The sequence below is a fragment of the Nocardia sp. CC227C genome (assembly GCF_030767025.1).
In the GTDB taxonomy this organism is placed as follows: Bacteria; Actinomycetota; Actinomycetes; order Mycobacteriales; family Mycobacteriaceae; genus Nocardia.
This window is the reverse complement of sequence record NZ_JASITE010000001.1, coordinates 149,859-174,476: the sequence shown is the minus strand read 5'-3', so window position 1 is coordinate 174,476 and position 24,618 is coordinate 149,859. Positions and strand designations below refer to the sequence as shown.

Below are 24,618 nucleotides of genomic sequence, written 5' to 3'. Positions count from 1 at the left end.
CCGCTCGGGTTTCGGGCTTCACGCATTGAGATAGGCGAGCACCGCCAGCACGCGCCGATGCCCCGACTCGTCGGCCGCCAATCCGAGCTTGGCGAAGATGCTCCGAATATGTTTCAGCACAGCGCCTTCGCTGACCACCAGGCGTCCGGCGATGGCGGCATTGTCGTGGCCCTCCGCCATGAGCGCCAGCACCTCGCGTTCGCGGGCGGTGAGCGCAGCCAGCGGGTCATCGGCCTTGCGGCGCACCAGTAGTTGGGATATCACCTCGGGATCCATGGCGGTGCCGCCGTCGGCCACCCGGCGCAGGGAGTCCAGGAAGCGGTCGACCTTGCCGACGCGTTCCTTCAGCAGGTAGCCGACGCCGCCCGCACCGTCACCGAGCAGTTCGGCGGCGTAACTGTCCTCCACGTACGCCGAGAGCACCAGCACCGGCAGCCCGGGGTGAATCTCGCGGGCCCGCACCGCCGCCCGCAGACCGTCGTCGGTGAAGGTCGGCGGCAGCCGCACATCCATCACCACGGCGTCGGGCCGCTCCCCCGCGACCGCGGTCAGGAAATCGTCGGCATTGTCGGCGGCCGCGATCACCTCGATCCCGGCGGTGTTCAGCAGCAGGACGAGCCCCTCCCGCAGCAGGGCATCGTCCTCGGCGATCATGACGCGCACAGCGACTCCACCCCGCACACCCTACTGAGGCCGCGGCGGCTCGTAACCCCGGCGGTCCGGCGTGATCACGCCGCCGACGGTCACAACCGCGACGGCAGGTCCACCCGCAGCACCGTCGGCCCACCGGCGGGACTGGTCAGGGTCATGCGGCCGTCGAGTGCTTCGGCGCGACGGCGGATGCCCGCCAAGCCGCCGCCCTCGACCTCCCGGGCCGCACCGATGCCGTCGTCACACACCTGAACCGTGAGCAGATCCACGGCACCGGCGACGGAGACGCTGAGGGAACGCGCACCGGAATGTTTGGTCGCATTGGTAATGGCTTCCGCCACAACAAAATAGGCGGCCGCCTCCACCGCTACGGGCCAGCGGCCGGTGGCGGTGACCCGCAGCGCGCACGGAATCGGGCTGCGGGCAGCGAGGCCGGAGACGGCGCTGGCCAGGCCGCGATCCGCCAGTACGGGCGGGTAGACGCTGCGCAGGACGTCGCGGAGTTCGGCGAGCGCGTCGGTCGCGGTGTCCTGGGCCTTCCGCATGAGCGCGCGGGATCGTGCGGGGTCGCGGTCGTGCAGTTGCTCGGCCAGCCCCAGCTGCATGATCACCGCGGCGATGCGGGCCTGCGCGCCGTCGTGCAGATCGCGTTCGATGCGGCGCAGTTCCGCGCCGTGGGCGTCGAGGGCGGCGGCGCGGGTGGCGGTCAGCTCGGCCACCCGGCCCGCGAGCGCGACATCGGGGGTGGGGGCGAGGAACCGGCGGGCGACACGGGCCTGCCCGCGGGCCATGGCGGGGACCAGCAGGGTCAGCGCGCCGATCGGAAGCGCGAAGGAGAGATTCAGCAGCGCGGTCGGCCAGGAGGTGACGGGTACGCCGAAGGTCGCGATCGACCCCGGCGGCAGCGCCTGCCAGTACAGCGGGATCAACAGCTGGTTCACCGCGCTCAGCGGCAGCGCGACGGCGAGGGCGGCCAGGGTGACGCCGGTGCCGGCGTGCACGCACAACCAGCCGATATCGCGCCGGTTCGCGGGATCGGTGAATACCGTGGCCACCCGCTGCCGCAGCGACTCGGCGAATGGCCGGTACGCCTCCGGAATCGGCTCCCCCAACCGCTCCCCCGCCCGGTCGCGCTCGAATCCGAGCAGCGGCCGGATGGTCCGCACCGCGTCGGGTAGCAAGGGGATTCCCACGCCCACCAGGCACAACGCACCCGCCGCCAGCAGCGCGACCAGCACGAAGATCGACAGCAGCGATGTCGCCCCGCCGATCACCAGATACCGCACCGCCGACGGCAGCGCTCGCACCCGGCCGACCAGCACACCCCACATCACCTGCCCACCGTAGGCGCGAGCGACGGCTCTCATCCCGTCGGGCCGCAGGTACCGAGCAGCACGACAAACCGGCGCGGCCGCACGACACACGGCAACCGCGTGACGCGGCGACCGGGTGACACCCCCGACCGAGTGGCACCGTGACCGGGTGGCACCGCGACCACGGGACGCGGCGACCGGGCCCGCGGAGCGGATTTCCGAGCCTGCCGGATCGGCCGTCGTGCCCGCCTTTTCCGAACGACGGCGGGGACGCCGCGGTGACGCCGCGCGAAACCTCGCGATCCCGGCGGGGATCGGCCGGTGCGCGGCCATTATCCTGGGTGGCATGGCAGCAGGTAAGGGCGGCAAGCCGTCGAAGGAAGCGAAGGCCGCGGCGAAGGCGGCGCGCAAGCAGGCGTCGAAGGAGCGGCGTCAGCAGCTCTGGCAGGCGTTCCAGATGCAGCGCAAGGAAGACAAACTGCTGCTGCCGCTGATGATCGGCGCACTGGTCGGCGTGACGGCACTGTTCCTGATCATCGGCCTGATCTTCGATGTGCAGTGGTTCCTGCTGCCGATCGGTCTGCTGCTCGGCGCGCTGGCCGCCTTCATCATCTTCGGCCGCCGCGTGCAGAAGAACGTGTACGCCAAGGCCGAGGGGCAGGCGGGCGCGGCCGCGTGGGTGCTGGACAACCTGCAGGGCAAGTGGCGCGTCACCCCCGGCGTCGCCGCCACCACCCAACTCGACGCCGTGCACCGCGTCATCGGCCTGCCCGGAGTGATCCTGGTGGCGGAGGGCTCGCCGGGCCGGGTGAAGTCGCTGCTCGCCCAGGAGAAGAAGAAGGTCGCCCGCCTGGTCGGCGACACCCCCATCTACGACGTGGTCATCGGCAATGACGAGGGCCAGGTCGCGCTGAGGGATCTGCAGCGCTTCCTCACCAAACTCCCCCGCAATATCGACGCCAAGCGCATGGAACTCATCGAGGGCCGCCTGTCCGCCCTCGCCACCCGCGGCGGCCCGGCGCTGCCCAAGGGCCCCATGCCGACCGGCGCGAAGATGAAGGGTATGCAGCGCACCATCCGCCGCCGCTGATTCCCGCCCGGGTTCGGCTTCCGTGCCCCGCCGCGTCGCCGCGGCGGGGCACGGCTGCATCCCGGAGGCATACGTCGATTGACGTACGCGGGTGGGGCGTGCGGGCCGATGTAGCCGCTCCCGAATGTTCCTACCGTCTCCGGCATGCGAAAACAGTTGACCAGATTGGCTGTTCCGACGGCGTACGCCTGGATAGCGATGGTGGCATTCGGCGGAATCGCGGTGGAGACGATCATCATCTACCCGAATGTCTTTCACGATGTGCCCGCGTCGCTGGCCGGGGCATCGGACTTCTTCGAGGTGACCGGACCCGCGGACTTCTTCCCGCCCATGGGGGCGCTCACGGTGGTGGCCGCGCTGGCGACCACCGCGCTGGCCTGGCGGATTCCGGGGGCGCGCTGGTGGCTGGCGGGCAGTCTGGGCTCGCTGGTGCTGGGCGAGTTCCTGTTCTCGGCGGTCTATTTCTGGCCGCGCAACGAGATCATGTTCGACGAGGGCGCGGCCGTGCATTCGACGGAGGTGCTGCGGCGGACCGCGACGGAGTTCGAGAACGGGCACTGGGTGCGGCTGACCATGAGCGGGGTGACCGCGGTGCTGGCGTTCATCGGCTACCTGCGGGTGTACCGGCACGCGACCGGTAGTGCGGCCGGTGCCGTCCGGGAGGTGGCGGCATGAACGAGCGGGCACCCGACCACGGGCCGGGAGGACACCGCACGAGCGCCACCGAACGCATACGCGCCGCGCTCGACATCTCCCCGCTCGCGGTGATCGCGCTGGCGGCGCTCGGCGTGCCCCGGGTGATCGCGCACGATCTGGGGCCGGTGCCCGCGGCGGTCAACGCGGTGCTGGTATTCGCGCCGATCGCGGTGTGGATCGGCTACGTGCTGTGGCGGCGGGTGCCGAATCCCTTTCCGGCGCTGCTCGCGGTCGGCGCGTGCTACGGCCTGCTGCTGGCGCTCACCCACCAGGTGCTCTGGGGCGCGGCCTTCGCAGACGATCCGCCGCGGTTGGGCGGCAATCTGGAAGGCAGGCTCTCGCCGGGCGCCGAGGAGTTGGTCATGCGCGGTTTCGCCATGGGCAGCAGCGTGGTCACCGGCGTGCTGCTCGGTGCGGCCACGGGCGCGGTGGCATGGTTGCTGGCGAAGGTCACCGATCGCGTCTGACGGACGATGACGACAGCGGAGACCCAGGAAGTGGGGCTGGTGAGGTGGAACCGACGGAGCCGCGAACCGGCGCGGGATCTCCCGGCGCGGATACTCCCGCCGCGCAACTGGAACCCTCCGCCGGGCTCGCTGAGCCGAGGCCGACATCGCCGCCTTCCGGCATCGAAGACCGCGCCGGGGCGAATCCCGTCCACCGCGGGCGGCTGATCGATCTCGGTCTCGGCATGCTGACCCTGGTGGTGGTCGGCACGGCCATCACGGCCAATGTCGGCGGGTCGGCCGCCGGGGTCGCGCCGTCCGCCTATGCCTTCGGCGCGCTGTTCGGCGGTCTGATGCTGGTGCGCCGCCGCTGGCCGGTCGGCACGCTGCTGGTGTCGAGCGCGGCGCTGCTGGCCTACTACATGCTCGACTATCCGCCGATCGGGTTGGCGCTGCCGGTGGCGGCGGCCCTGTTCTCGGCGGCCGAGCGTGGGCGGCTGTGGTGGGCGGCGGGCACCGCGCTGGCGCTGCTGGCGATCTCCACCGCCGTGCGGGTGGCGCAGGGCGACAATCTGGGTTTCGTTCTCGGACTGGAACTTCCGTCCTCGGCCGGGCTGATGGCGGCGGTGATCGCGCTCGGCGACAGCATCCGCTCCCGGCGCGGCTGGCGCGCCGAACTGGAACGGCGGGAGCGGACAGCCGCCGCGGAGCGCGAACGCGAGGCCGCGCGCCGGGTCGAGCGGCAGCGGGTGCGCATCGCCCGCGACCTGCACGACCTGCTCGCGCACACCGTCTCGGTGATCGCCCTGCACACCGACGTGGCCCGCGAATCGCTGCGTGACGATCCCGGCACCGCGGAGCGCTCGCTGACCGCCGCCCGCACCGCCTGCCGGGAGGCGAGCCGGGAGCTGCGCGCCACCGTCGACGCCCTGCGCACCCCGGAGGCCGCCGAACCGCCGACGCCCGGCCTCGACCGGGTCGATGAACTGATCACGGCCACCCGGGATTCCGGGCCGACGGTGCGATTCACGCGCTCGGGCGGTACCGCCCCGCTGCCCGCCATCGTCGAGACCACCGTCTATCGCGTAATTCAGGAATCGTTGAGCAATGTGCTGCGCCACGCGGACGCCCGCGCGGTCGATATCGAATTACGGTGCGAAGCCGCCGAATTGGTGGTACGCATCGCCGACGACGGGCGCGGCTCCCGAGGTGATGCGACCGGATGGGGAATCATCGGCATGCGCGAACGCGTGGCTCTGCTCGGCGGCAGCCTGCGCGCGGAGAATCGACGGCGGGGAGGCTTCATGGTGGAGGCACGCGTACCGGTGCGGAGCGCGGCGTGATCCGGGTGGCGCTGGTGGACGACCAGCACCTGGTGCGGGAGGGGCTGCGGGCGCTGCTGGAGCGCGCCGACGATATCGATGTGGTGGGCGAGGCCGATACCGGCGCGGCCGGAGTGGAACTGGTCAGCGCCACCCGGCCCGACGTGGTGCTCATGGATATCCGCATGCCGGGCGGCGACGGATTGGCCGCGACGAAACACATTGTCGCGCAACCGGAACTGCGCGACGTGCGGGTGGTGGTGCTCACCACCTTCGACACCGACGACAATCTGCTGGAGGCCATGCGCGCCGGGGCCACCGGATTCCTGCTCAAGGACACCGATCCGGACGGACTGCGGGCGGCGGTGCGGATCGTGGCGGGCGGCGACGCCCTGCTCTCCCCCGCCGTCACCCGCCGCGTGATGCGGGCCGCCGCGGCCGGACCGCACCCCCGCGCGGCCGAACTCCTGGACCGGCTCACGGCCCGCGAACGCGAGGTCCTGACCGAAGTCGGTGCGGGACGGTCGAATTCCGAGATCGCGGCGGCGCTGCACATGAGTCCCGCCACCGCGCGGACCCATGTCGGGCGGCTGTTGACCAAACTCGACGCCCGCGACCGGGCACGATTGGTCGCACTCGCCTACGAGACGGGGCTGATCACGCCGGGCGCGCGGCCGGAGCGCTGATCGACCCGCATGGCATCACCCGACATGCCTGCCCAGGAACGCCACCACCTCCGGCGTCACCGTGCGCCAGTACGCGTCGGTATGCCCACCCGGTGTGATGGAGGCGATCTCGAGCGGCGCACGGGCGATGAACTCCCGACAGCCGTGCACGAACTTGTCGCGGTCCCCGCACCAGAGCGCCATCGGGGCGGGACCGATTTTGCCGATATTGCGCAGCGGATCCAATGCGGCCCACTGGCTTTCGCTGGCGAAGGCATTGCGTCTGCGCATATCCGCCCAGGAGGTCAGCAGCCCCGGCGAGATGGTGGCCACGGCCCGCACCGGATCGCCGCGTTCGGTGCGACGGCGGGCGTAGAGCATGGCCCCGAAGCCGCCCATGGACACACCGGTGCAGGCGAAGGGCGTTTCGGCGTGGCCGCGGGCGGCGAGCCAGTGCGGCACCTCGTCCAGCAGCATGGACATCGGGTCGTCGCCGGGATGGTTCTCGTGCCAGTAGCTGTCGCCGCCGTCGACGGCGACGAAGCCGAAGGGCGGCGTCAGCCGCGCCGTGACGGCGGTGGCCAGGGCGTGGCCGATCCCGCCGACCCCGGCGGCGGTGTGCGCATTGCCCTTCAGGCCGTGCAGCAGGATCGAGATGGGCAGGTCGCGCACCCGCACCCCGGGCGGCAGGATGGTGACCACGTCCACCTCGCGCCCGCGCGCCGCCGAGTACACGCGCTCGTGCCGGATCACCGGCCCCGATACGACGGGCGTGATCTCCTCGTAGGCGTTGCGCAGCAGCACATGACGTACACCGGGCGGGCCGTTCAGGGCGTTCGCGGCGAAGGCGGCCACGCCGAGCAGTCCGGTGGAGGCGAACAGCGACCGACGGCTGAGTCCACGTGCCGTGGCCCGGTAGCGCTCGCTCATGCAACCTCCGAAGTCGTCACGACTGGACGTCCGCACAGTACCGACCGTATCTGAAAGTCGGTGAATAGCCAGCTACGCCGAAATGAACATGTCCGAGGTACGCATCTTTTACATTGTGCCGGACTTGACCGGGTCAATACGGGAGCCACGCCGAGCCCCGTCCTCGTCGATTACGGCTTCGCTCAGACCGATTCGCTGCTGGATCCGCTTCATCCAGGCCGGAGCCCACCAGCAGCGATCACCCAGCAAACGCATCACGGCCGGGACCAGCAGCATGCGCAACACGGTGGCGTCGATGAACAGCGCCGCGATCATGCCGTAGGCGATGTACTGCATGAGCACCAGATCGGAGAAGGCGAACGCGCCCGTCACCACCAGCAGGATGAGCGCCGCCGCCGTGATGATGCGCCCGGATTGCACGGTGCCGATCCGGATCGCCTCCTCGGTGGTCGCGCCCGCGCCGCGCGCTTCGACCATGCGGGACAGCAGGAACACCTCGTAGTCGATGGACAGGCCGTACACGATGGCGATGATGAGCACCAGCATGTTCGCCTGACCGGGCTGCGGGGTGAAATCCAGCAGCCCGGCCCCGTGGCCGTCGATGAATATCCAGGTCAGAATGCCCAGGGTGGAGCCGAGACCGAGCCCGCTCATGAGCGCGGCCTTGATCGGCAGCACCAGCGACCCGAAGGTCAGGAACAGCAGCAGCGTGGTCACCAGCAGGACCAGTCCGATCATCCACGGAATCCGGACCAGCAGGGCGTCGATGGTGTCCTTCTGCAATGCGGGCACGCCGCCGACCAGGACGGTCATCCCGTCGGGCAACTCCAGCGACCGGAGATACTCGATGGTGGCCCCGGCGTCGTTGATGTCGACCACCGCCGCCTTGGCCCGGTAGATGTCGGGCTGCGCGGGTGAGCGCGCGGGAATGTCGAACTGCCCCACCAGACCGGGCGCCTGATTGGCCTGATTCCACACCGGCCCCACCGCCTGGGAGTTGTCGGCGATGAAGACCAGTTCGAGGGGATCGGATTTGCGCAGCGGGAAGTAGTGGTCGATCTCCTCCTGCGCCACGCGAGCCGGATTGTCCGGCGGCAGATACTTCTCGCTGAAGCCGCCGAAGACGAGATTGTGCATGGGCACGATGAGCAGCACCAGCGCCAGCAGAATCGGGACCGCGACCTTGCCCGGATGCCGCATCACCCAGGCGGTGGTACGCGCGAGCAGCCCGTCGTCGAGTTCCTCGGCCGACTTGGTGCGACGGAATCGCTTCAGCCCCAATAGATCCACCCGGGGCCCGAGTACCGCGAGCACGGCCGGGAGGATGGTGATGGCGGTGACGGCGGCCAGGGTCACCGTCGCGATCGCCCCGTAGGCGATGGATTTCAGGAATGCCTGCGGAAACAGCAGCAGCCCACCGAGACTCGCCACGATCATGGTGGCCGAGAAGACGACGGTACGCCCGGCGGTCAGCACCGAACGCCGCACCGCCGTGCGGGTGTCGTTGCCCGCGGCCAACTCCTCCCGGAACCGGCTCACGACGAACAGGCCGTAGTCGATGGCGAGTCCGAGCCCGATCATCGAGACCACCGGGGAGACAAAGGAGTTCACCTCGGTGAAGTTGGCGACGAACCGCACGATACCGAACGCGCCGAAAATGGTGAGCAGCCCGGTGAGCAGCGGCAACGCCGCGGCGACCACGCCGCCGAAGATGAAGAACAGCAGCAACCCCACGAACGGAACCGCCAGCAGTTCCATGCGGCGCAGATCATCGGCGACGGTGTCCTCGAGCGCGCCCGCCACCGGTTGCAGCCCGCCGACTCGCATCTCGACGCCGGGAATCTCGAAGACGTCCTTGACCGCTCGGTAGTTGCGCTGGATATCGGTGTCGTTCTCCCCGCGCAGCGCGATGGCGGCGACGGCGCGGCGCTTGTCCTTGGTCGCGGTGGCGGCGCTGATCGCGCCGGTCTCGGTACGCCAGTAGGTGCCGACGATGCGGGAGATCTGCCCGGGATGCTCGCGCGGCAGGCTGTCGAGGTGATCGACGACGGTTCGGCTGAACTCCGGGTCGTCGACGGTGGTGCCCGGCGGCGCGGTGAACAGCACCACCACGTCCACATCGTGGTTGCGCCCGAAGGCCGCGTCGGCCAGCCGCCCCGCCTCCGCGGACTCCGACGACGGATCGAACATGCCACCCGAACTCAGATGATCGTTCAGGCTGAGCCCGTATCCCCCCAGGGCCAGCAGTGCCGCGACCGCGAGACCGATCACCGCGAACCGCAAGCGGCAGACCACATTTCCCCACCAAGCGAACAAGAGGCATCCTTCCGCGCGGTTCCCGCCGCCATTAAAGGTACATAACCCCTTTTCGCAATCGATGCCTCCGGGCTATGACACGAGGCCGGTACGCTCGGGCGACGCGCGCCAGGATCAGCGGGCGCGGACGAGGGCGGTGCCGGTGGCGCGGTCGTGCATGCCGCGGCCGTCGCCGTCGGTGAAGAGGGCGGGGACCACGAAGACGAGCAGAATCTGGCGCACCAGCGCGCGGACGAAGCCGACCGGCGCGTCGGCGTCCACGCGCAGCACCCGCTCCTTCAGGAAGAACTGACCGGGGGTGTAGCCGAACAGGGTCACCGTGGCGACGCCGATGACGAACCACACCAGCAGCGTCGGAGTGGACAGCGAGCTGATGATGACGACCAGATCCGGCGGCGGCTGTTGCCCGGCCGGGATGTCCATCTCGGCGATGAGCTTGTCCGGATTCGGGCGGAAGATGACCGCGGCCAGCCCCAGCGCCATGAACCAGTCCACCAGCAGGGCCGTGATGCGCCGCAGCATGGTGACCAGCGAGCCGACCCCTTCCTGCGGCAGTCCCAGATCCTTGCCCGGGTAGTCGCCGGGGGCGGAGCCGCCGGATTCGGCGTTCGGTCCGGACAGCCAGGAGCCGGTGATGCGTGCCATGCACCCAGCTTAGGGGCCCCTGCGGCGGCGTTTCGCACGGCGTGTGGGCGCTGGGGTGTCCGCGAGGTAACCGAAGGAGTGCTGAACCGACCGGTCCGGCGGTGAGGATTCTCACGCGTGCCCGGGTCGGCGTGGTAATCCCCCTATCTTTTCGGCGTCATGCGCGGCGATTGCCGCTGTTCGATGGCAGGATGTCGGTGCTGGTCGAGCGCAGCTCAGCGCCCTGCGCGGCCGTTTGCCGAACGCCGGGACACCGACGAACCCCCGGCCAGCTGTACGTGTAACACTGGCGAAACACAGCCTTGATTGTGGGGAAACACCGCATCCATACCGTCTGGTCGCGACGAACCCATGCAATCGTGAATTGGCTGGGAACCGATCCGTAAGGAGTACTAAGTGGCGTTCAGCACGGCCGACGAGGTCATCAAGTACATCAAGGAGGAGGAGGTCGAGTACGTCGACATCCGGTTCACCGACCTCCCGGGTGTGCAGCAGCACTTCTCGATCCCTGCGAAGGCGTTCACGGCCGATCTGGCCGAAGAAGGTCTCGCGTTCGACGGCTCGTCCGTCCGCGGCTTCCAGTCGATCGACGAGTCGGACATGCTCCTGCTCCCCGACTTCAGCACCGCTCGGATCGACCCGTTCCGTGCCGCGAAGACGCTGAACCTGAACTTCTTCGTGCACGACCCGTTCACCCGTGAGGCCTACTCCCGCGACCCGCGCAATATCGCGCGCAAGGCGGAGGAGTACCTGCGGTCGACCGGTATCGCCGACACCGCGTACTTCGGTCCCGAGGCGGAGTTCTACATCTTCGACTCGATCCGCTACGACTCGGCCATGAACGGCGCCTTCTACGAGATCGAGTCGATCTCCGGCTCCTGGAACACCGGCGCGGAGTTCAACCCGGACGGCTCCCTGAACCGCGGTTACAAGGTTCGCAACAAGGGCGGCTACTTCCCGGTCGCGCCGTACGACCACTACGTCGACCTGCGCGACAAGATGTCGACCGCCCTGCAGCAGGCGGGCTTCGAGCTGGAGCGCGGCCACCACGAGGTCGGCACCGCGGGCCAGGCGGAGATCAACTACCGCTTCAACACCCTGCTCGGCGCGGCCGACGACCTGATGCTGTTCAAGTACATCATCAAGAACACCGCGTGGCAGGAGAACAAGACCGTCACCTTCATGCCGAAGCCCCTCTTCGGCGACAACGGCTCGGGCATGCACGTGCACCAGTCGCTGTGGAAGGACGGCAAGCCGCTGTTCCACGACGAGGCCGGTTACGGTGGCCTGTCGGATCTGGCGCGCTGGTACATCGGCGGCATCCTGCACCACGCCCCGTCGCTGCTGGCGTTCACCAACCCGACCATCAACTCCTACCACCGTCTGGTGCCGGGCTACGAGGCCCCCATCAACCTGGTGTACTCGCAGCGCAACCGCTCCGCCGCGGTCCGCATCCCGGTCACGGGCAACAACCCGAAGGCCAAGCGCATCGAGTTCCGCGCCCCCGACTCCTCGGGCAACCCGTACCTGGCCTTCTCCGCCATGCTGATGGCCGGCCTGGACGGCATCAAGAAGAAGATCGAGCCGATGGCCCCGGTCGACAAGGACCTCTACGAGCTCCCGCCGGAGGAGGCCAAGAACATCCCCCAGGCCCCCACCAGCCTGGCCTCGGTCATCGACCGCCTCGAAGCCGACCACGACTACCTCACCGAGGGTGGCGTCTTCACCGAGGACCTGATCGAAACCTGGATCACCCTCAAGCGCGAAAACGAAATCGCCCCGGTCAACCTGCGCCCGCACCCGTACGAGTTCGAGCTGTACTACGACGTGTAAGCCTGACCTGCGCGTTCATGCCTGAATCGGCCCGTCGGTACGCGGCGGGTACGCAGTAGGCAGACAGAAGCGGCGGCCACCACTGCTCATGCGGTGGTGGCCGCCGCTTCAGCGTGGGTGCCGGAGTTCCGCGACCAGCCCCGCGCCCGGGCAGTTCGAGGTCATGACCGAGCACGCGCGGTGGACGAGGGTGGATACGGCCGAGCCGCAGGGCCGCAAGGGGATTCAGTGGCCGATGGGGTGGTCGCCCGCTTCCACCAGACCGCTTTCGTAGGCGAAGACGACGATCTGGGTGCGGTCGCGCAGGCCCAGTTTGGTGAGGATGCTCGAGACGTGGGATTTGACGGTGGCCGCGCCGATGAAGAGCTGGGCCGCTATCTCGGGGTTGCTGGCGCCGCGGGCGATGGCGGTCATGACGTCGCGTTCGCGGTCGGTGAGACGGGCGAGGCGGGCGGTGGCGGCGGAGTCGGCGGTGAGGCGGTGGGCGAAGCGGCCGATCAGGCGGCGGGTGATGGAGGGGGCGAGCAGGGCGCCGCCGTCGGCTACGGTGCGGACGGCGGCGGCGAGCTGGTCGGCGGGCATGTCCTTGAGGACGAAGCCGCTGGCTCCGGCGCGCAGGGCGCGGTAGACGTAGTCGTCGGGGTCGAAGGTGGTGAGGATGAGGACGCGGACCTCCCAGTCGGCCTCGGCCAGCAGGCGGGAGGTGGCCTCGAGGCCGTCCAGCTCCGGCATGCGGATATCCATGAGGACGATATCGGGGCGATGGCGGTGAGCGGCCTCGATGGCCGCCAGTCCGGTTCCGGCCTCGCCCACCACCTCGATGTCGTCGTGCATGCGCAGCACCATGGTGAAGCCGCTGCGCACCAGGGCCTGATCGTCGACGACGAGGACGCGGATGGTCATGCGGGGTCCTTCGAAGTTGCCAGGCGGTGGGCGTCGGCCCCGGCGGGGAGCCGGGCGGCCACCCGGAAACCACCGCCGGGGCGGGGCTCCGCGTCGAGCGTGCCCCCCAACAGTAGTGCGCGCTCGCGCATCCCGACTATGCCGTGCCCCGGCACGGCCGCCCCGGGACGGGCGGCGTCACCGCGACCGTCGTCGAGCACGTCCAGAGTGATCCCACCACCGGTCTTCTCACCGCGCAGGCGGATGTCGACGTGGGTGCCGGGGCCGCTGTGCTTGACCACATTGGTCAGCGCCTCCTGAACGATCCGGAACGCCGACAGTTCCAGGCGGGCGGCCAGCGGGGTCGGGAATTCGTCGATATCGACCGTGACGTCCAGGCCCGCCCGGCGGACCTGGTCGATCAGCCGCGGCAGATCGGCCAGGCCGGGCTGTGGCCCCAGATCGTCGTTGTCCACCTCGGGCCGCAGTACACCCAGCAGATGCCGCAGTTCGTCCAGTGCTTCGCGACCCGCCTCCTCCACCGCGGCCATGGCCTGGCGGGCGGCCTCGGGGTCGACGGCCGCCACGGCCTTGGCCGCGCCCGCCTGCACCGTCATCATGCTGACCCGGTGGGCGACCACATCGTGCAGTTCCCGGGCGATACGCGTGCGCTCCTCGGTGAGGATGCGCTGCTGCTCGGCGGCTCGCTCCCGGCGCAGCTGTTCGGCGCGCTGACCGCGCAGCCGGACCCGGCGGCCGATGTACCAGGCCAGTTCCATGACCACGACCCCGGCGAAGATGTCACCGAGGGCGAAGCCGTCGAGGGCTCCGTCGAGGATCACCAGCGCGATCGCGCCCGCTGCGCCGAGATAGGACCAGCGGCCGTCGCGGGCGTAGCGCCCGGTGGAGTACAGGGCGACGATGGCGATACCGCCCAGGCCGGAATAGCCGCTGCCCACCGTCACCGCCCAGGTGAACAGGACCGACCCGAGCACCGGCAGCGGGTGGCGGCGGCGCAGGCACAGCGCCGCGCTCGCCACCGCGAACAGAACCAGGACGACGACCGGAACCGACGACATCGGCCGCAGCACGAGCGTGTCGCCCGGCCCGTCGGCCACGTGGACGGCCGCGACGAACAGCACGGCGGCGAGCACCGCGTCCGCGGTGCGCGGCCAGCGGCGGAACGGTCCGCGGAACCCGCGCGCGGGGGCGCTGTCGTCGCCGGTCACGACCCCGGCCATCCGCTGGGGTGGTGGGACCGGCCGGGTACACCGGCTTCCCGGCGCGAGTTGTCGATGGGCACCAGGCAACGGTAGGTCAGCCGCCCACCGCCGGTAACCCACCGCGGGCTACCCGCCCCTCCGCCGCACGGGGGATCGCCCCTGCCTCGGCGACCCCCCTCGCGACGGAACGGAAACCTCCGGGCGGCGGACGACCCGCACCACCGCTCACCCCGACGATGAAACCCGCTGGCCGACAAGGGAGTCGGGACCTTAACCCAACCATCGCCGAGGAGTGCACGACCATGGACACAATCACCCGCCGCATCGGCGACGCCAGCGCGCGGAGACCCTGGGTTGCGGTCGCCGCCTGGCTGGCCGCCGTCGCCGTCGTCCTGACCGCCGCCGGCACGCTCGGCGGTTCGTTCGTCGACGACTTCGTCGCTCCCGGCAGTCAGAGCGAGCAGGCCATGGAGCTGCTCGCGGAGCGGTTCCCGGAGGCGGCGGGCGGCAGTGCGCTGGCGGTGTTCGCGGTGCCCGAGGGGCAGCGGCTCGGCACGCACCGGCCGCTCATCGAGGATGCGGTCGGTCGCATGGCCGAGGCGGAACATGTTGTGGCCGTGACCGATCCGTTCACGGCGGGCACGGTGTCCGCGGACGGCCGGATCGGCTTCGCGCAACTCACCTTCGACCAGCCCGCGACCGACCTCGCCCCGGAATCGCTGACGCCGCTGAATACGGTCCTGGAGCGGCTGCGCGAATCCGGTGTCACCGCGGAGCTGGGTGGTGACGCCGCGTTCATCAACTCCGAGACCCCCACCTCCGGGGCCGAGGCGGTCGGCGTCCTGGTGGCGCTGCTGGTGCTGGTCGTCGCCTTCGGGACGCTGGTGGCGGCGCTGGTGCCGATCGTGCTCGCCCTGGTGGCGGTGGCGGCCGGGCTCGGCGGCATCGCGGTGCTGGCCGCCGCCATGGATGTGTCCACCAGCGCGCCGACCATCGGCGCGATGATCGGTTTGGGCGTCGGCATCGACTACGCGCTGTTCATCGTGGCGCGCTACCGGGAGAACCGGGCCACGGGGCAACCGAATGCGGAGGCGCTGTCGAACGCCATGGGGTCGTCGGGGTCGGCCGTGCTGTTCGCCGGTGGCACCATCATGCTCGCCATGGTGGCGCTGGTGCTGACCGGTGTCGGCTTCCTGATCTCGATCGGGCTCGCCACCTCGCTGGTGGTGCTGATCGCCGTGACCACCGCGCTCACGCTGCTGCCCGCGCTGCTGGCACTGCTCGGCGACCGCATCGACGCCGGGCGGGTGCTGCGGCGCTCCCGGCCGCACGCCCCGGAGCGGTCGGTGTGGTGGCGGGTCGCGCATCGGGTGGCCGGGCGGCCCTGGCCGTATCTGCTCATCGCGACGGCGGTGCTGGTCACCCTGGCCACCCCGGCCCTGCACATGCGCACCGGATTCCCCGACGCCGGAGACGATGTCACCGCCACCAGCCACCGCCGCGCCTACGACCTGCTGGCCGAGGGGTTCGGACCGGGCGTGAACGGGCCGCTGCTGCTGGTGGTCGATCAGCGCGACGAGAGCGCCGATATCGTGGGATTGGCCGAGCGGGTCGCCGCCGATCCGGGCATCGCCTCGGTGGGCGACGCACGCACCTCGTCCGACGGTGACACGGTGATCCTGCCCGCCGTGCCCACCACCGCGCCCGCGGACCCCGCCACCTCGGAAACCCTGGAGCGGCTGCGCGCCCTGGCACCCGACAATGTCGCGGTCTCCGGAATGACCGCCATGACCGACGATCTCACCACCCGGCTGAACGAGGTGCTGCCGGTCTTCCTCGCCGCCATCCTGATCTCGTCGTTCCTGTTGCTGCTGATCGTCTTCCGTTCCGTGGCGATACCGGTGAAGGCCGCGGTGATGAATCTGCTGTCCATCGGCGGCGCGTACGGCATCGTGGTGGCGGTCTTCCAATGGGGTTGGGGCGCGGGCCTGCTCGGTCTGGATCGCACGTACCTGATCGCCTCCCCCATACCGACCATGTTCTTCGCCATCCTGTTCGGCCTGTCCATGGACTACGAGGTGTTCCTGCTGTCCCGGATCCGCGAGGAGTACGAACGCACCCGCGACAACACCGAAGCGGTGGCCCGCGGCATGGCGGGCACCGGCCGCGTCATCACCTCGGCCGCGCTCATCATGACCGCCGTGTTCGCCAGCTTCCTCGCCAATCCGTCACCGCTGGTCAAGATGATGGGCCTGGGTCTCGCGGCGGCGATCGTGCTGGACGCCACCGTCGTCCGCCTCGTCCTGGTCCCCGCCACCATGACGCTGCTCGGCCGGGCGAACTGGTGGCTGCCGAACAGGCTGCACCGCCTGCTCCCCCGCCTGCACCCGCACACCCGACCGGCCTTGTCGGAAAACTCCATTCCTGATATCAGTATTACCAATCCACATATGACGACCCGTCATTATTGAAATATCAACGGGTGGAGCACTTCTCACGGCCGTGTCCATCCCGCATCCCGCTGGGCGGGGTGGGTGTCCCAGTCGGTGGAAATGTCCGGGCGAAGCCGATATCGGAATGGTCACCGGATCTACGTTCGCGGCCATGAAAATTAGTTTGACAGGGCGGCTTCGCCTTTCACTGATCGGTATGACCACCGCCGCGGCAGCCGTGCTGGGACTCGGGGCGACGTTGGTGGCCCCCGCGGCCATCGCGGAGCCCGAGTTGGCGGCCGTGAGCCGGATCGAGTTGCAGGGGGCGGTGAATGTTCGCGACATCGGCGGGTATTGGACCTACGACGGATCGAAGACCAAGTCGGGGAAGGTGATTCGATCCGACGCGCTCGGAAAGCTGACCGATGACGATGTGGCGAAATTGGGGACGCTGGACCTGGAGCAGGTAATCGACATGCGGACGCCCGCCGAGGTGGAGGGGCTGGGGGCAGATCGGCTGCCGCCGGGGGTGCCGTTGGTGGCGCGGCCGATCGACGACACCGGCCTGTTCACGAAGATGTTCGAGGCGATCAGTTCGCGAGATCCGGTGAAGCAGGAGGAATTGCTCGGCGGCGGCAAGGCCGAACAGATCATGGGCGATGTGTACCGCAGCTTCTTCACCGCGGATTCGCTGGCCAAGTTCGGGCAGACGATCAAGGATCTCGCCGCGACCGACGACGCGACGCTCGTGCACTGCACGGCGGGCAAGGACCGCACCGGCTGGCTGACCTACGTGACGCTGCGCGCCGTGGGTGTGCCGGAGTCGTTCGCCCGCAAGGACTACCTGCTGTCCAACCAGTTTCGCGCCGAGTCCGACGCCGCCCTGCGGGAACAACTGAAGCAGGCCGGGCTGATGGAGAATCCGGATCTGCTGATCCCGCTGCAGGAGGTGCGCGACGAGTACCTGGACATCGCGTTGCAGACCATGGAGCAGAAGTACGGTGACTTCGGGAAATTCCTGACCGACGGCCTCGGCCTGAATCCGATGACCATCGTGAAACTGCGGAAGAACCTCGTCGACTGACGAATCCGTGACCGCCGCCCTCCCGCGCGCCGCGCGGGAGGGCACCGCGCGGGAGGATTCAGCCGCCGCTACGCCGCGCCATCGAACCGAGCACGCTCAGATCGAGATCCCCCGACGCCTCGGTCCAGCCGGTGGCGCGCAACTCGGTGGGTGAGCCGACCCCGAGCGCATCGTGCAGACCGATGGCGACCGAGCGGGCCAAATCGACCAGCGCGCTGTGCGAGATCGGCCAGAGTAGGCTGCGCCGCCAGTTTTCGATCTCCCGCTGCAACACCGGCGCATTCCAGCCCAGATCGGACAGCCGCTGCGCCGCGTCATCCGAAATCGGTTCCATCAGGTAGTAATTGCCGGTCAGTTCGGCGGACAGTTTGATGTCGAACTGTTGGAATTGCACATAACGATTTCCGGGCGCGGCGATGATAAGGGTTGCGCGGGATGGCAATTCGGCCAAACAGCGGACCAGTGCCTGGACGAATCCGTCCCATTCCGTTGTCACAACACGCTCGCTCTGCCCCCGTATGCCCATCGTGGCCGATCATACGCCGTCAGGTCGTCTGGGTCACCGCGCTCGCGAGGAAATCCACGCCCGTGGAACCGCCTCTCCCACATCGAAATGCGGCAGCGGCGCACATGTGTCAGCGATGCGGCGGGTGATACCCGATCGATGCGCTGAACACGGCGGGCGGACCGCCGTCGGCCACCGGTCGCGACCGTTCCCGCACCGCCGTCCGATGCCGATCCAGCCAGTGCCGGACACGCGCGCGCAGCGCGGACAACGCGATCATGATCGAACCTCCCTGTGCCCCCGAACCCGCTCCGGTTTCCAGCGAGTACCCACCGGACGCCGGACCACGCATGCGATATCGCATCGGATGCGGATGCCGCGCGCGGCACCGGATGCGGTTGCCACCCGAGCGAGATAATGAGACGATTCAGTAGCAACTCTCTCACGCTGTCAGGGTGTCGGCACCCGACAGCACGTGATCAAAGGAGATCACCATGACCGCCGCCGTGACCCCCCTCGATTCCGCGACCAAGAGAGCACACCCCGAACGCCGCCCGTTCGGTCCCGGCACCCGCATGTGGGACGAGGTCGGCCTCATCACCTTCTCGTTCACCGCCGGTTCGGCCTTCCTGCTACAGACCATGGAACCCACCATCTCCGCGGTGGTGGACGAGCACTCGACCTTCCGCACCGACCCCATGGGCCGCGCCGTCCGCAGCATCGCCTCGGTGATGATGTGGGTCTACGGCGGCGACGAAGCCCTGGCCGAGGCCGACCGGCTGCGCGAACTGCATGCCGGGCTGAACACCGAGAAGGAGGGCGTCCGCTACACCGCGCTGTCCTCCGGCCCCTGGGCCTGGGTGCTGCACACCGGCATCTTCGCCTTCACCGAGGGCAACCGATACTTCTCCCGCACCCCGCTCACCGAGGCGGACAAGGAACAGTACTACCAGGAGACCGTGCAGCTCATGCGCAACTTCATGGTGGCACCCAAGGAGATTCCGGCCTCCTACCGGGAGTGGGAGCCGTGGTTCGAGGACATGGTCGAGAACCACCTCGTTCCCACCCGGACCGCGCACGACTATCTGCGGGTCATCCGGTCCGTCGCCCCGCCCACCTGGCTGCCCGCGTTCCTGCGGCCGGTGTGGAAGGCCGCCGTCGCGCCGGTGGGACGGTTGCAGTACTTCTTCACCGTCGGCACCACCCCGGAGGTGGTGCGCCGCAAGCTCGAGCTGGAATGGACCGAGCGGGACGAACGCAATCTGAAGCGGCTGGGCTGGATTCTGGGCCGCACCATTCCGCTGCTGCCGGAGCGGGTCCGCTACTTCCCCATCGCCTACGAGGCGCGCCGCCTCGAGCGCGACCGCGCCCGGCTGCGCAAGGTGATCGACTTCCGGCCGCTCTGACCTCGGTCGCGATGCGCCCGCCGCCCGGCGGGCGCGCGTGTTACACCCCCGGTTCCTGGGGCTGGACGGACGCCCAGGCAGACTCGATAGTCCTATGGTGCGATCGGGATTCGTGAGGTGGCGGGTGGTGGCCGTGGTCGCGGCCACGCTCGGAATGGTGTTCGGGGCGGTGCTGCCCATGCGGGCGGCGGCGGAGGCGGCGTATCAGCACCGGCAGGAGTTCATCACCGCTCCCGACGGCACCCGGCTGCACGCGGACGTTCTGCGGCCGGTCGGCGTGGCCGACGACGTGCGGACGCCGGTCATCATGACGGTGAGTCCGTATCGGGCGCATCTGGCGTATCTGAGCCAGCCCCGCCTCGGGGGCGGGCCGTCCACCAAGGACCTCAGCGTGGAGATGTTCCTCGCGGCCGGATACACCTACGTGATCGTGGACCTGCGCGGCTTCGGCGGCTCCAACGGCTGCCCCGACTTCGGCGGTCCGAACGAGCGCTCGGATGTGAAGACGGCGGTAGAGTGGGCCGCCGGCCAGCCGTGGTCGACCGGGCGGGTGGGCCTGACCGGGATCTCCTACGAGGCGTGGACCGGCATCATGGGCCTCGCCGCCCGGCCCGCCGGATTGGCGGCCGTCGCCGCGTTCGCGCCGGTGGTGGACCCGTACTCGTACCTGTACATGCAGGGTATCGCCTGGAAGTTCTCCGGCAAGCCGGTGACCGAATCCGGGGTGCGGCCGGGCGATCTGGCGGGCATGGAGCATGTGCTCATCGCGTCGACACCGGGCCACTGGGCGGATTCGGCCGAATACCAGGCGAATGCGTCGAGCTTCGATCCGGGCTGCTTCCAGCGGTATCTGAGCGAGACCGGCAATCACGATCCGGCCACGCGGTTCTGGCAGGAGCGGGATCTGGTGGAGCAGGTGCGGGGCAGCACCATTCCGCTGTTCCTCGGGCAGGGGTTCGTCGACTACAACACCCGCGCGCACCGGGTGTTCGAGCTGTGGGACGCACTCGGTCCGGGCGAGCACAAGGCGTGGTTCGGGCAGTGGGGGCATCGCAACTGCTTCGAGAAGTGCGGGACGCCGTTCTTCGGCGATGAGCTGATGGGCTTCTTCGACAAGCATGTGGCGCGGCGGGACGTGACGGTGCCCGGACCGCGCGTCACCGTGGGCCAGTTCGACGGGCGCTGGCGCGGGGAGCAGACCTGGCCGCCCGCCGACGCCCGCCCGGTGAGCGTGGCGGTGCGACCGGGCGCCTACACCGATCGCGGCCTGGTGCCCGGCCCCGACCGCGACGTGTGGAGCTTCAGCCAGCCGCTCGCGCAGGACCAGCACTTCGCCGGCGTCTCCACGGCCACCCTGCATCTGGACGGCCCCGCCGAGGCCACCGTGACCGTGGAGCTCTACGACGTCGCGCCCGACGGCCGGGCGACGGTCATCACCCGCGGCATCGCCCCGGTGAGCGCCACCGCGAATGTTCGCCTGCTGGCCCAGGATTGGCCGATCCCGGCCGGGCACCGCATCGGCGTCCGCATCACCGACGTGATCGACGACGTGTGGGCGCATCCGCCGGCCTTCGCCCGCGTCACGCTGACCGGGGGGCAGGTGCGGCTGCCGCTGCTGGAGACGGTGCGCACCCCGGATATCCCCGGCGGGCTGACCGAGGGCATTCCCAAGTGGCGCGCCGAGAAGACCATCACCCTCCCGCCCGAACTGGTGAACAATGCAACGGTGACAGTCGACTTCCCGCCCCGAGCCACCCGATGACCGCGACCGCCGCCACCGGCCCCGCCGTCGACGCGGCCACCGCCGAACGCCTGGCCGAGGCTTTGCGCTGCGTCACCATCTCCCGCGAGGATCCGGCGGAGACCGACGACAGCCAGTTCGCTCGGCTCGCCGCGCATCTGGAGCGCAGCTTCCCGCTGGTGCACGAGCGGCTGGACCTGGAGACCTTCGGGCACAGCCGGTTGTACGCCTGGACCGGAACCGAGGAGTCCGCGACGGCATCCGAGGCGGCGGGAACCCTCGGTCGCGCGCCCGCGGCGGCCATCCTGCTGGCGCATCTGGATGTGGTGCCCGTCGACGACGAGGCGGCGTGGACCCATCCGCCGTTCGCCGGGGTCGTGGACGACGAATTCATCTGGGGCCGTGGGGCCATCGACGACAAGAGCCGCGCCGTGGCGCTGCTGGAGGCGGTGGAGGCGGCACTGGCGGCGGGGGTGCGACCGCGCCGGACGGTGTATCTGGCACTCGGACACGACGAAGAGGTGTTCGGCGACGGCGGGGCCGTGCGGATGGCGCGGCGGCTGCGGGAACTCGGCGTGCGGGCCGATCTGCTGCTCGACGAGGGCGGGGTGATCACCCAGGGCGTCGCCGACGGGGTGGACCGGCCGGTGGCCACCATCATGGTGGGCGAGAAGGGCTATGCGACGGTGCGGCTGTCGGTGTCGGCGGTGGGCGGGCACTCGTCCATGCCGGGGCGGCGCACCGCGGTCGGCCGCTTGGCGCGGGCGGTGGCGCGGGTGCAGGAGCATCCGTTTCCGCTGCGCATGACCCCGGTGACGGCCGATATGCTGGCCCGGATCCGGGTGTTCATGTCCCAACCGCGGCGCACGGCCCTCGGCTTGAGCCGGGTGGCCGGTCCCGCCATTCTGCGGGTGCTGGCGCTGCGCCCGCAGACCGAGGCCATGGTGCGCACCACCACCGCGCCCACCGTCATCCACGGCGGCGTGAAGGCGAACGTGCTGCCGCAGCGCGCCGAGGCACTGGTGAATTTCCGTATCCTGCCGGGTGATTCGGTGGACGGCGTGCTCGCGCACTGCCGCCGGGTGATCTCCGATCGCGAGGTGGCCGTCGAGCTGGTCGGCATGTCCTCCGAGCCGACCACGGCCCGCTCCCCCGGCCCGTGGTTCGCGACCATCGCGGAGCTGGCGCGCGCGGTGGTGCCCGGGATCGCGGTGACCTCCGGCCTGGTGCCCGGCGCGACCGACTCCCGGCACTACGACGATCTCGCCGAGACCCGCTGCAATTTCGCGCCGATCGTGCTCACCGGCGCGGACCTGGAGCGGATTCACGGCACCGACGAGCGGCTGTCACGCGAGAACTACGGCCGCCTGCTCGATTTCAACCGCCGACTCATCGAAAACCTGGCTCGCTGATCCGCCCACGACCGCGCCGCGGTGGGAGAATGGCCCGGCACCCAGGCCCGGATTGTCGCGTTATGCGACCGAGGAGGAGCGATGACCACTACCGAGACCGGCGAATTCGACGGCAAAGGCGGCCGGATCTACTGGCGAGCGTGGCTGCCCGAGGCCGAACCGCGCGCGGTCGCGGTGATCGTGCACGGCATCGCCGAGCATTCGGGACGCTACGAACACGTCGGCCGGCGCCTCGCCGACGCCGGTATCGCGGCCTACGCCCTGGACCACATCGGGCACGGGCGGTCCGCGGGCGGCAAGGCCAATATCGAATCCATGGAGAGCACCGCCGACAATGTGGAGACCATGCTCTCCATCGCCACCGAGCGGCATCCGGGGCTGCCGCGCTTCGTGATCGGCCACAGCATGGGCGGGCTCATCACCGCCTACCTGGCCACCCGCGCGCCCCTGGACGTGTCCGGCATCGTGCTGTCGGCGGCGGCCGTCGAGATCGAGGCCGGGAACCCCATCCAGCGCATGCTCGGCCCGCTGGTCTCCCGGTTCGCCCCGAATCTCGGTGTGCTGAAACTGGATTCGACGCTCATCAGCCGCGACCCCGCGGTGGTGCACGCCTACGACACCGATCCGCTGGTGTACACGGGACCGGTGGTGGCGCGCACCGGAGCGGAAATGCTGGAGGCCACGGTCCGGGTGAAGGAGCGCCTGTCGACGCTGACCGCGCCGCTGCTGGTGCTGCAGGGCACCGCCGACGGCCTGGTCGCGCCCGCGAGCGCCGACGTGCTCGAAAAGGGCGTCGGCTCACAGGATCTCACGGTCATCCGGTACGAGGGCCTCTACCACGAGGTGTTCAACGAGCCGGAGCAGGACAAGGTGCTCGGCGATATGCTCGCGTGGCTGGAGGCGCGCCTGTAGGAGGCGCGGTCGCTCACAACCGCAGACGGGCGAGCACCGCGCGGTGGTCGGAATCGGGGATCACCAGGGTGCGCACGTCCTCGGCCTGGCCCTCGGCGACCAGCACCCGATCGATGCCGATGACCGGACCCCAGGACGGCTGTTCGGGCCAGCTGGTGAGCCGCCCCGCACCGGCCAGTTCGGCGGCGTCGGCGAAACGGCCGGTCAGCAGCTGCCGGTAGGCGTAGTGGTCGAAGGTGGCGTTGAAATCCGCGCCGACGACGGCGGGGCCGGACGTGGCGGTGAGCAGCTCGCGAATGCGGCGCATCTCATCGACCCAGGCCGGGAAGTTCAGCGGCGGTGGGACGGGGTGGAACTGGAAGACCGTCACGGGTCCGCGCCGCGGGTGCAGCATGGTGGCGCGCAGATTAGCCAGTTCGAAGCCCTCGAGGGTGACGCCGTCCCGGAGCGGGTGGCGGCTGAAGATGCCGCCGCCCGCGCCGCCGCCCAGCGGCGCGACGTACCGGTACGGCAGTTCGGCATCCAGCCCGGCGGCCTCCAGGCGCAGCAGCATCTCGGGGGTGAGCTCCTCGAGCGTCAGCAGTTCGATGCCGTTGTCGCGCACCTCCCGCACCAGCGCGTCCGCGTCCGCCTTGCCGAAATACAGGTTGGACTGCATGACCGGCATCTCGACGGCGTAGTCGGCCTTGCCGTCCGGCACGAACAGGGTGAGCTGGCTGAACAGCGCGGCCGCGACGACCGCTCCGGCCAGCAGTGCGCTGCGCCAGCCGCGCGCCAGCAGCAGCAGCGCCGCACCGGCCACCGCGCCGAGCATGAGGTAGGGCGCGAAGGAGGCCGCCAGCACGATCTCGCGCTGCGCCCACGAGGCGTAGTGCAGGGCCACCCCGGCACATCCGACGACCACGGACAGCCAGCCCAGCACCAGCAGCACCCGGGAGAACCGGTGCCGCACCCGATCGGCCCGCGACCGCGCCGGCACGACCGTGTCGTCGGCCGCCGCATCCCCCGGATATCCGGCGAAACCCTGCTGTTGCACCACGTGATACCTCCCCTTCGGCGACCACCCTACTGGACAGCGGCACGCCCGCTTCCGGCCGCGCGAACGCCGCCGATG

Annotated in this window: 22 protein-coding genes; 12 read left to right on the top strand and 10 right to left on the bottom strand. The window is 69.8% G+C overall.

What is annotated here, in order from left to right:
* Positions 1-18: 18 nt before the first annotated feature.
* Positions 19-663, bottom strand: coding sequence for a response regulator transcription factor (locus tag QMO76_RS00790; protein ID WP_306359171.1), 645 nt, complete (start codon positions 661-663; stop codon positions 19-21).
* Between the two features lie 80 nt (positions 664-743).
* On the bottom strand, positions 744-1,982 hold the full coding sequence (locus QMO76_RS00785) for a sensor histidine kinase (RefSeq protein ID WP_306359640.1): 1,239 nt from the start codon (positions 1,980-1,982) through the stop codon (positions 744-746).
* Between the two features lie 328 nt (positions 1,983-2,310).
* Here QMO76_RS00785 and QMO76_RS00780 point away from each other — a divergent pair, with 328 nt between their 5' ends.
* From QMO76_RS00780 to QMO76_RS00760, 5 genes are all read left to right on the top strand, one after another.
* Positions 2,311-3,054, top strand: a complete 744-nt coding sequence (locus QMO76_RS00780; protein ID WP_306359170.1) for a DUF4191 domain-containing protein — start codon at positions 2,311-2,313, stop codon at positions 3,052-3,054.
* A gap of 144 nt (positions 3,055-3,198) precedes the next feature.
* Positions 3,199-3,729: an anthrone oxygenase family protein gene (locus tag QMO76_RS00775; RefSeq protein ID WP_306359169.1), complete on the top strand. Its 531-nt coding sequence runs from the start codon at positions 3,199-3,201 to the stop codon at positions 3,727-3,729.
* Positions 3,726-4,217 (top strand): hypothetical protein, encoded by a 492-nt coding sequence (locus QMO76_RS00770; RefSeq protein WP_306359168.1) that lies wholly within the window; start codon positions 3,726-3,728, stop codon positions 4,215-4,217. Before QMO76_RS00775 ends, QMO76_RS00770 begins: the two co-directional genes overlap by 4 nt.
* Positions 4,218-4,261: 44 nt before the next feature.
* The gene (locus tag QMO76_RS00765; RefSeq protein ID WP_306359167.1) at positions 4,262-5,539 is read left to right on the top strand and encodes a sensor histidine kinase; all 1,278 of its coding nucleotides are present in this window, start codon (positions 4,262-4,264) and stop codon (positions 5,537-5,539) included.
* On the top strand, positions 5,536-6,204 hold the full coding sequence (locus QMO76_RS00760) for a response regulator transcription factor (protein ID WP_306359166.1): 669 nt from the start codon (positions 5,536-5,538) through the stop codon (positions 6,202-6,204). Before QMO76_RS00765 ends, QMO76_RS00760 begins: the two co-directional genes overlap by 4 nt.
* Positions 6,205-6,219: 15 nt before the next feature.
* On the opposite strand, the gene QMO76_RS00755 is transcribed toward QMO76_RS00760, so the two are convergent.
* The 3 genes from QMO76_RS00755 to QMO76_RS00745 all read right to left on the bottom strand — a co-directional run bounded on the left by QMO76_RS00755 (position 6,220) and on the right by QMO76_RS00745 (position 10,074).
* Complete coding sequence (locus tag QMO76_RS00755; RefSeq protein ID WP_306359165.1) at positions 6,220-7,113, bottom strand: alpha/beta hydrolase family protein; 894 nt, start codon at positions 7,111-7,113, stop codon at positions 6,220-6,222.
* 108 nt (positions 7,114-7,221) lie between these two features.
* The gene (locus QMO76_RS00750) at positions 7,222-9,429 is read right to left on the bottom strand and encodes an MMPL family transporter (RefSeq protein WP_306359164.1); all 2,208 of its coding nucleotides are present in this window, start codon (positions 9,427-9,429) and stop codon (positions 7,222-7,224) included.
* 114 nt (positions 9,430-9,543) lie between these two features.
* Positions 9,544-10,074 carry an RDD family protein gene (locus QMO76_RS00745; RefSeq protein WP_306359163.1) on the bottom strand — a complete coding sequence of 177 codons (531 nt, stop codon included), beginning with the start codon at positions 10,072-10,074 and terminating at the stop codon, positions 9,544-9,546.
* A gap of 396 nt (positions 10,075-10,470) precedes the next feature.
* Between QMO76_RS00745 and glnA the strand changes: the two genes are divergently transcribed.
* Entirely contained in the window at positions 10,471-11,907 is a 1,437-nt protein-coding gene (glnA, locus tag QMO76_RS00740; RefSeq protein ID WP_282782153.1) for a type I glutamate--ammonia ligase, read from the top strand.
* Between the two features lie 225 nt (positions 11,908-12,132).
* Here the strand turns inward: glnA and QMO76_RS00735 are convergent, their stop codons facing one another.
* Together QMO76_RS00735 and QMO76_RS00730 are read right to left on the bottom strand one after the other, a co-directional pair.
* Positions 12,133-12,810, bottom strand: coding sequence for a response regulator transcription factor (locus QMO76_RS00735; protein ID WP_306359162.1), 678 nt, complete (start codon positions 12,808-12,810; stop codon positions 12,133-12,135).
* A complete protein-coding gene (locus QMO76_RS00730; protein WP_306359161.1) occupies positions 12,807-14,030 on the bottom strand; it encodes a sensor histidine kinase in 1,224 nt (407 codons plus the stop codon). The genes QMO76_RS00735 and QMO76_RS00730 overlap by 4 nt, the downstream gene beginning before the upstream one ends.
* 284 nt (positions 14,031-14,314) lie before the next feature.
* Between QMO76_RS00730 and QMO76_RS00725 the strand changes: the two genes are divergently transcribed.
* Both QMO76_RS00725 and QMO76_RS00720 read left to right on the top strand, forming a co-directional pair.
* Positions 14,315-16,483 carry an MMPL family transporter gene (locus QMO76_RS00725; protein ID WP_306359160.1) on the top strand — a complete coding sequence of 723 codons (2,169 nt, stop codon included), beginning with the start codon at positions 14,315-14,317 and terminating at the stop codon, positions 16,481-16,483.
* 178 nt (positions 16,484-16,661) lie between these two features.
* Positions 16,662-17,528, top strand: coding sequence for a tyrosine-protein phosphatase (locus QMO76_RS00720; RefSeq protein WP_306359159.1), 867 nt, complete (start codon positions 16,662-16,664; stop codon positions 17,526-17,528).
* Between the two features lie 58 nt (positions 17,529-17,586).
* On the opposite strand, the gene QMO76_RS00715 is transcribed toward QMO76_RS00720, so the two are convergent.
* Together QMO76_RS00715 and QMO76_RS00710 are read right to left on the bottom strand one after the other, a co-directional pair.
* On the bottom strand, positions 17,587-18,054 hold the full coding sequence (locus tag QMO76_RS00715; protein ID WP_306359158.1) for a hypothetical protein: 468 nt from the start codon (positions 18,052-18,054) through the stop codon (positions 17,587-17,589).
* A gap of 109 nt (positions 18,055-18,163) precedes the next feature.
* Positions 18,164-18,313, bottom strand: a complete 150-nt coding sequence (locus tag QMO76_RS00710) for a hypothetical protein (protein WP_306359157.1) — start codon at positions 18,311-18,313, stop codon at positions 18,164-18,166.
* A 214-nt stretch (positions 18,314-18,527) separates the two neighbouring features.
* Here QMO76_RS00710 and QMO76_RS00705 point away from each other — a divergent pair, with 214 nt between their 5' ends.
* The 4 genes from QMO76_RS00705 (at position 18,528) to QMO76_RS00690 (ending at position 23,504) form a co-directional block, all read left to right on the top strand.
* Complete coding sequence (locus QMO76_RS00705) at positions 18,528-19,439, top strand: oxygenase MpaB family protein (RefSeq protein ID WP_306359156.1); 912 nt, start codon at positions 18,528-18,530, stop codon at positions 19,437-19,439.
* Between the two features lie 112 nt (positions 19,440-19,551).
* On the top strand, positions 19,552-21,201 hold the full coding sequence (locus QMO76_RS00700) for a CocE/NonD family hydrolase (protein WP_306359155.1): 1,650 nt from the start codon (positions 19,552-19,554) through the stop codon (positions 21,199-21,201).
* Positions 21,198-22,592, top strand: a complete 1,395-nt coding sequence (locus tag QMO76_RS00695; protein WP_306359154.1) for a M20/M25/M40 family metallo-hydrolase — start codon at positions 21,198-21,200, stop codon at positions 22,590-22,592. Before QMO76_RS00700 ends, QMO76_RS00695 begins: the two co-directional genes overlap by 4 nt.
* Positions 22,593-22,673: 81 nt before the next feature.
* Positions 22,674-23,504, top strand: a complete 831-nt coding sequence (locus QMO76_RS00690; RefSeq protein ID WP_306359153.1) for an alpha/beta hydrolase — start codon at positions 22,674-22,676, stop codon at positions 23,502-23,504.
* 13 nt (positions 23,505-23,517) lie between these two features.
* Here QMO76_RS00690 and QMO76_RS00685 read toward each other — a convergent pair whose 3' ends face one another.
* Entirely contained in the window at positions 23,518-24,543 is a 1,026-nt protein-coding gene (locus QMO76_RS00685) for an endonuclease/exonuclease/phosphatase family protein (RefSeq protein WP_306359152.1), read from the bottom strand.
* Between the last annotated feature and the right edge of the window lie 75 nt (positions 24,544-24,618).

Excerpts from the sequence above, each read along its gene's own strand:
- QMO76_RS00705 (WP_306359156.1), top strand. The coding sequence starts at position 18,528 with ATGACCGCCGCCGTGACCCCCCTCGATTCCGCGACCAAGAGAGCACAC.
- QMO76_RS00715 (WP_306359158.1), bottom strand. The coding sequence starts at position 18,054 with ATGGGCATACGGGGGCAGAGCGAGCGTGTTGTGACAACGGAATGGGAC.
- QMO76_RS00745 (WP_306359163.1), bottom strand. The coding sequence starts at position 10,074 with ATGGCACGCATCACCGGCTCCTGGCTGTCCGGACCGAACGCCGAATCC.
- QMO76_RS00780 (WP_306359170.1), top strand. The coding sequence starts at position 2,311 with ATGGCAGCAGGTAAGGGCGGCAAGCCGTCGAAGGAAGCGAAGGCCGCG.
- QMO76_RS00735 (WP_306359162.1), bottom strand. The coding sequence starts at position 12,810 with ATGACCATCCGCGTCCTCGTCGTCGACGATCAGGCCCTGGTGCGCAGC.
- QMO76_RS00785 (WP_306359640.1), bottom strand. The coding sequence starts at position 1,982 with ATGTGGGGTGTGCTGGTCGGCCGGGTGCGAGCGCTGCCGTCGGCGGTG.
- QMO76_RS00710 (WP_306359157.1), bottom strand. The coding sequence starts at position 18,313 with ATGATCGCGTTGTCCGCGCTGCGCGCGCGTGTCCGGCACTGGCTGGAT.
- QMO76_RS00775 (WP_306359169.1), top strand. The coding sequence starts at position 3,199 with ATGCGAAAACAGTTGACCAGATTGGCTGTTCCGACGGCGTACGCCTGG.
- QMO76_RS00730 (WP_306359161.1), bottom strand. The coding sequence starts at position 14,030 with ATGGCCGGGGTCGTGACCGGCGACGACAGCGCCCCCGCGCGCGGGTTC.
- QMO76_RS00725 (WP_306359160.1), top strand. The coding sequence starts at position 14,315 with ATGGACACAATCACCCGCCGCATCGGCGACGCCAGCGCGCGGAGACCC.
- QMO76_RS00770 (WP_306359168.1), top strand. The coding sequence starts at position 3,726 with ATGAACGAGCGGGCACCCGACCACGGGCCGGGAGGACACCGCACGAGC.
- QMO76_RS00695 (WP_306359154.1), top strand. The coding sequence starts at position 21,198 with ATGACCGCGACCGCCGCCACCGGCCCCGCCGTCGACGCGGCCACCGCC.
- QMO76_RS00690 (WP_306359153.1), top strand. The coding sequence starts at position 22,674 with ATGACCACTACCGAGACCGGCGAATTCGACGGCAAAGGCGGCCGGATC.
- QMO76_RS00720 (WP_306359159.1), top strand. The coding sequence starts at position 16,662 with ATGACCACCGCCGCGGCAGCCGTGCTGGGACTCGGGGCGACGTTGGTG.
- QMO76_RS00755 (WP_306359165.1), bottom strand. The coding sequence starts at position 7,113 with ATGAGCGAGCGCTACCGGGCCACGGCACGTGGACTCAGCCGTCGGTCG.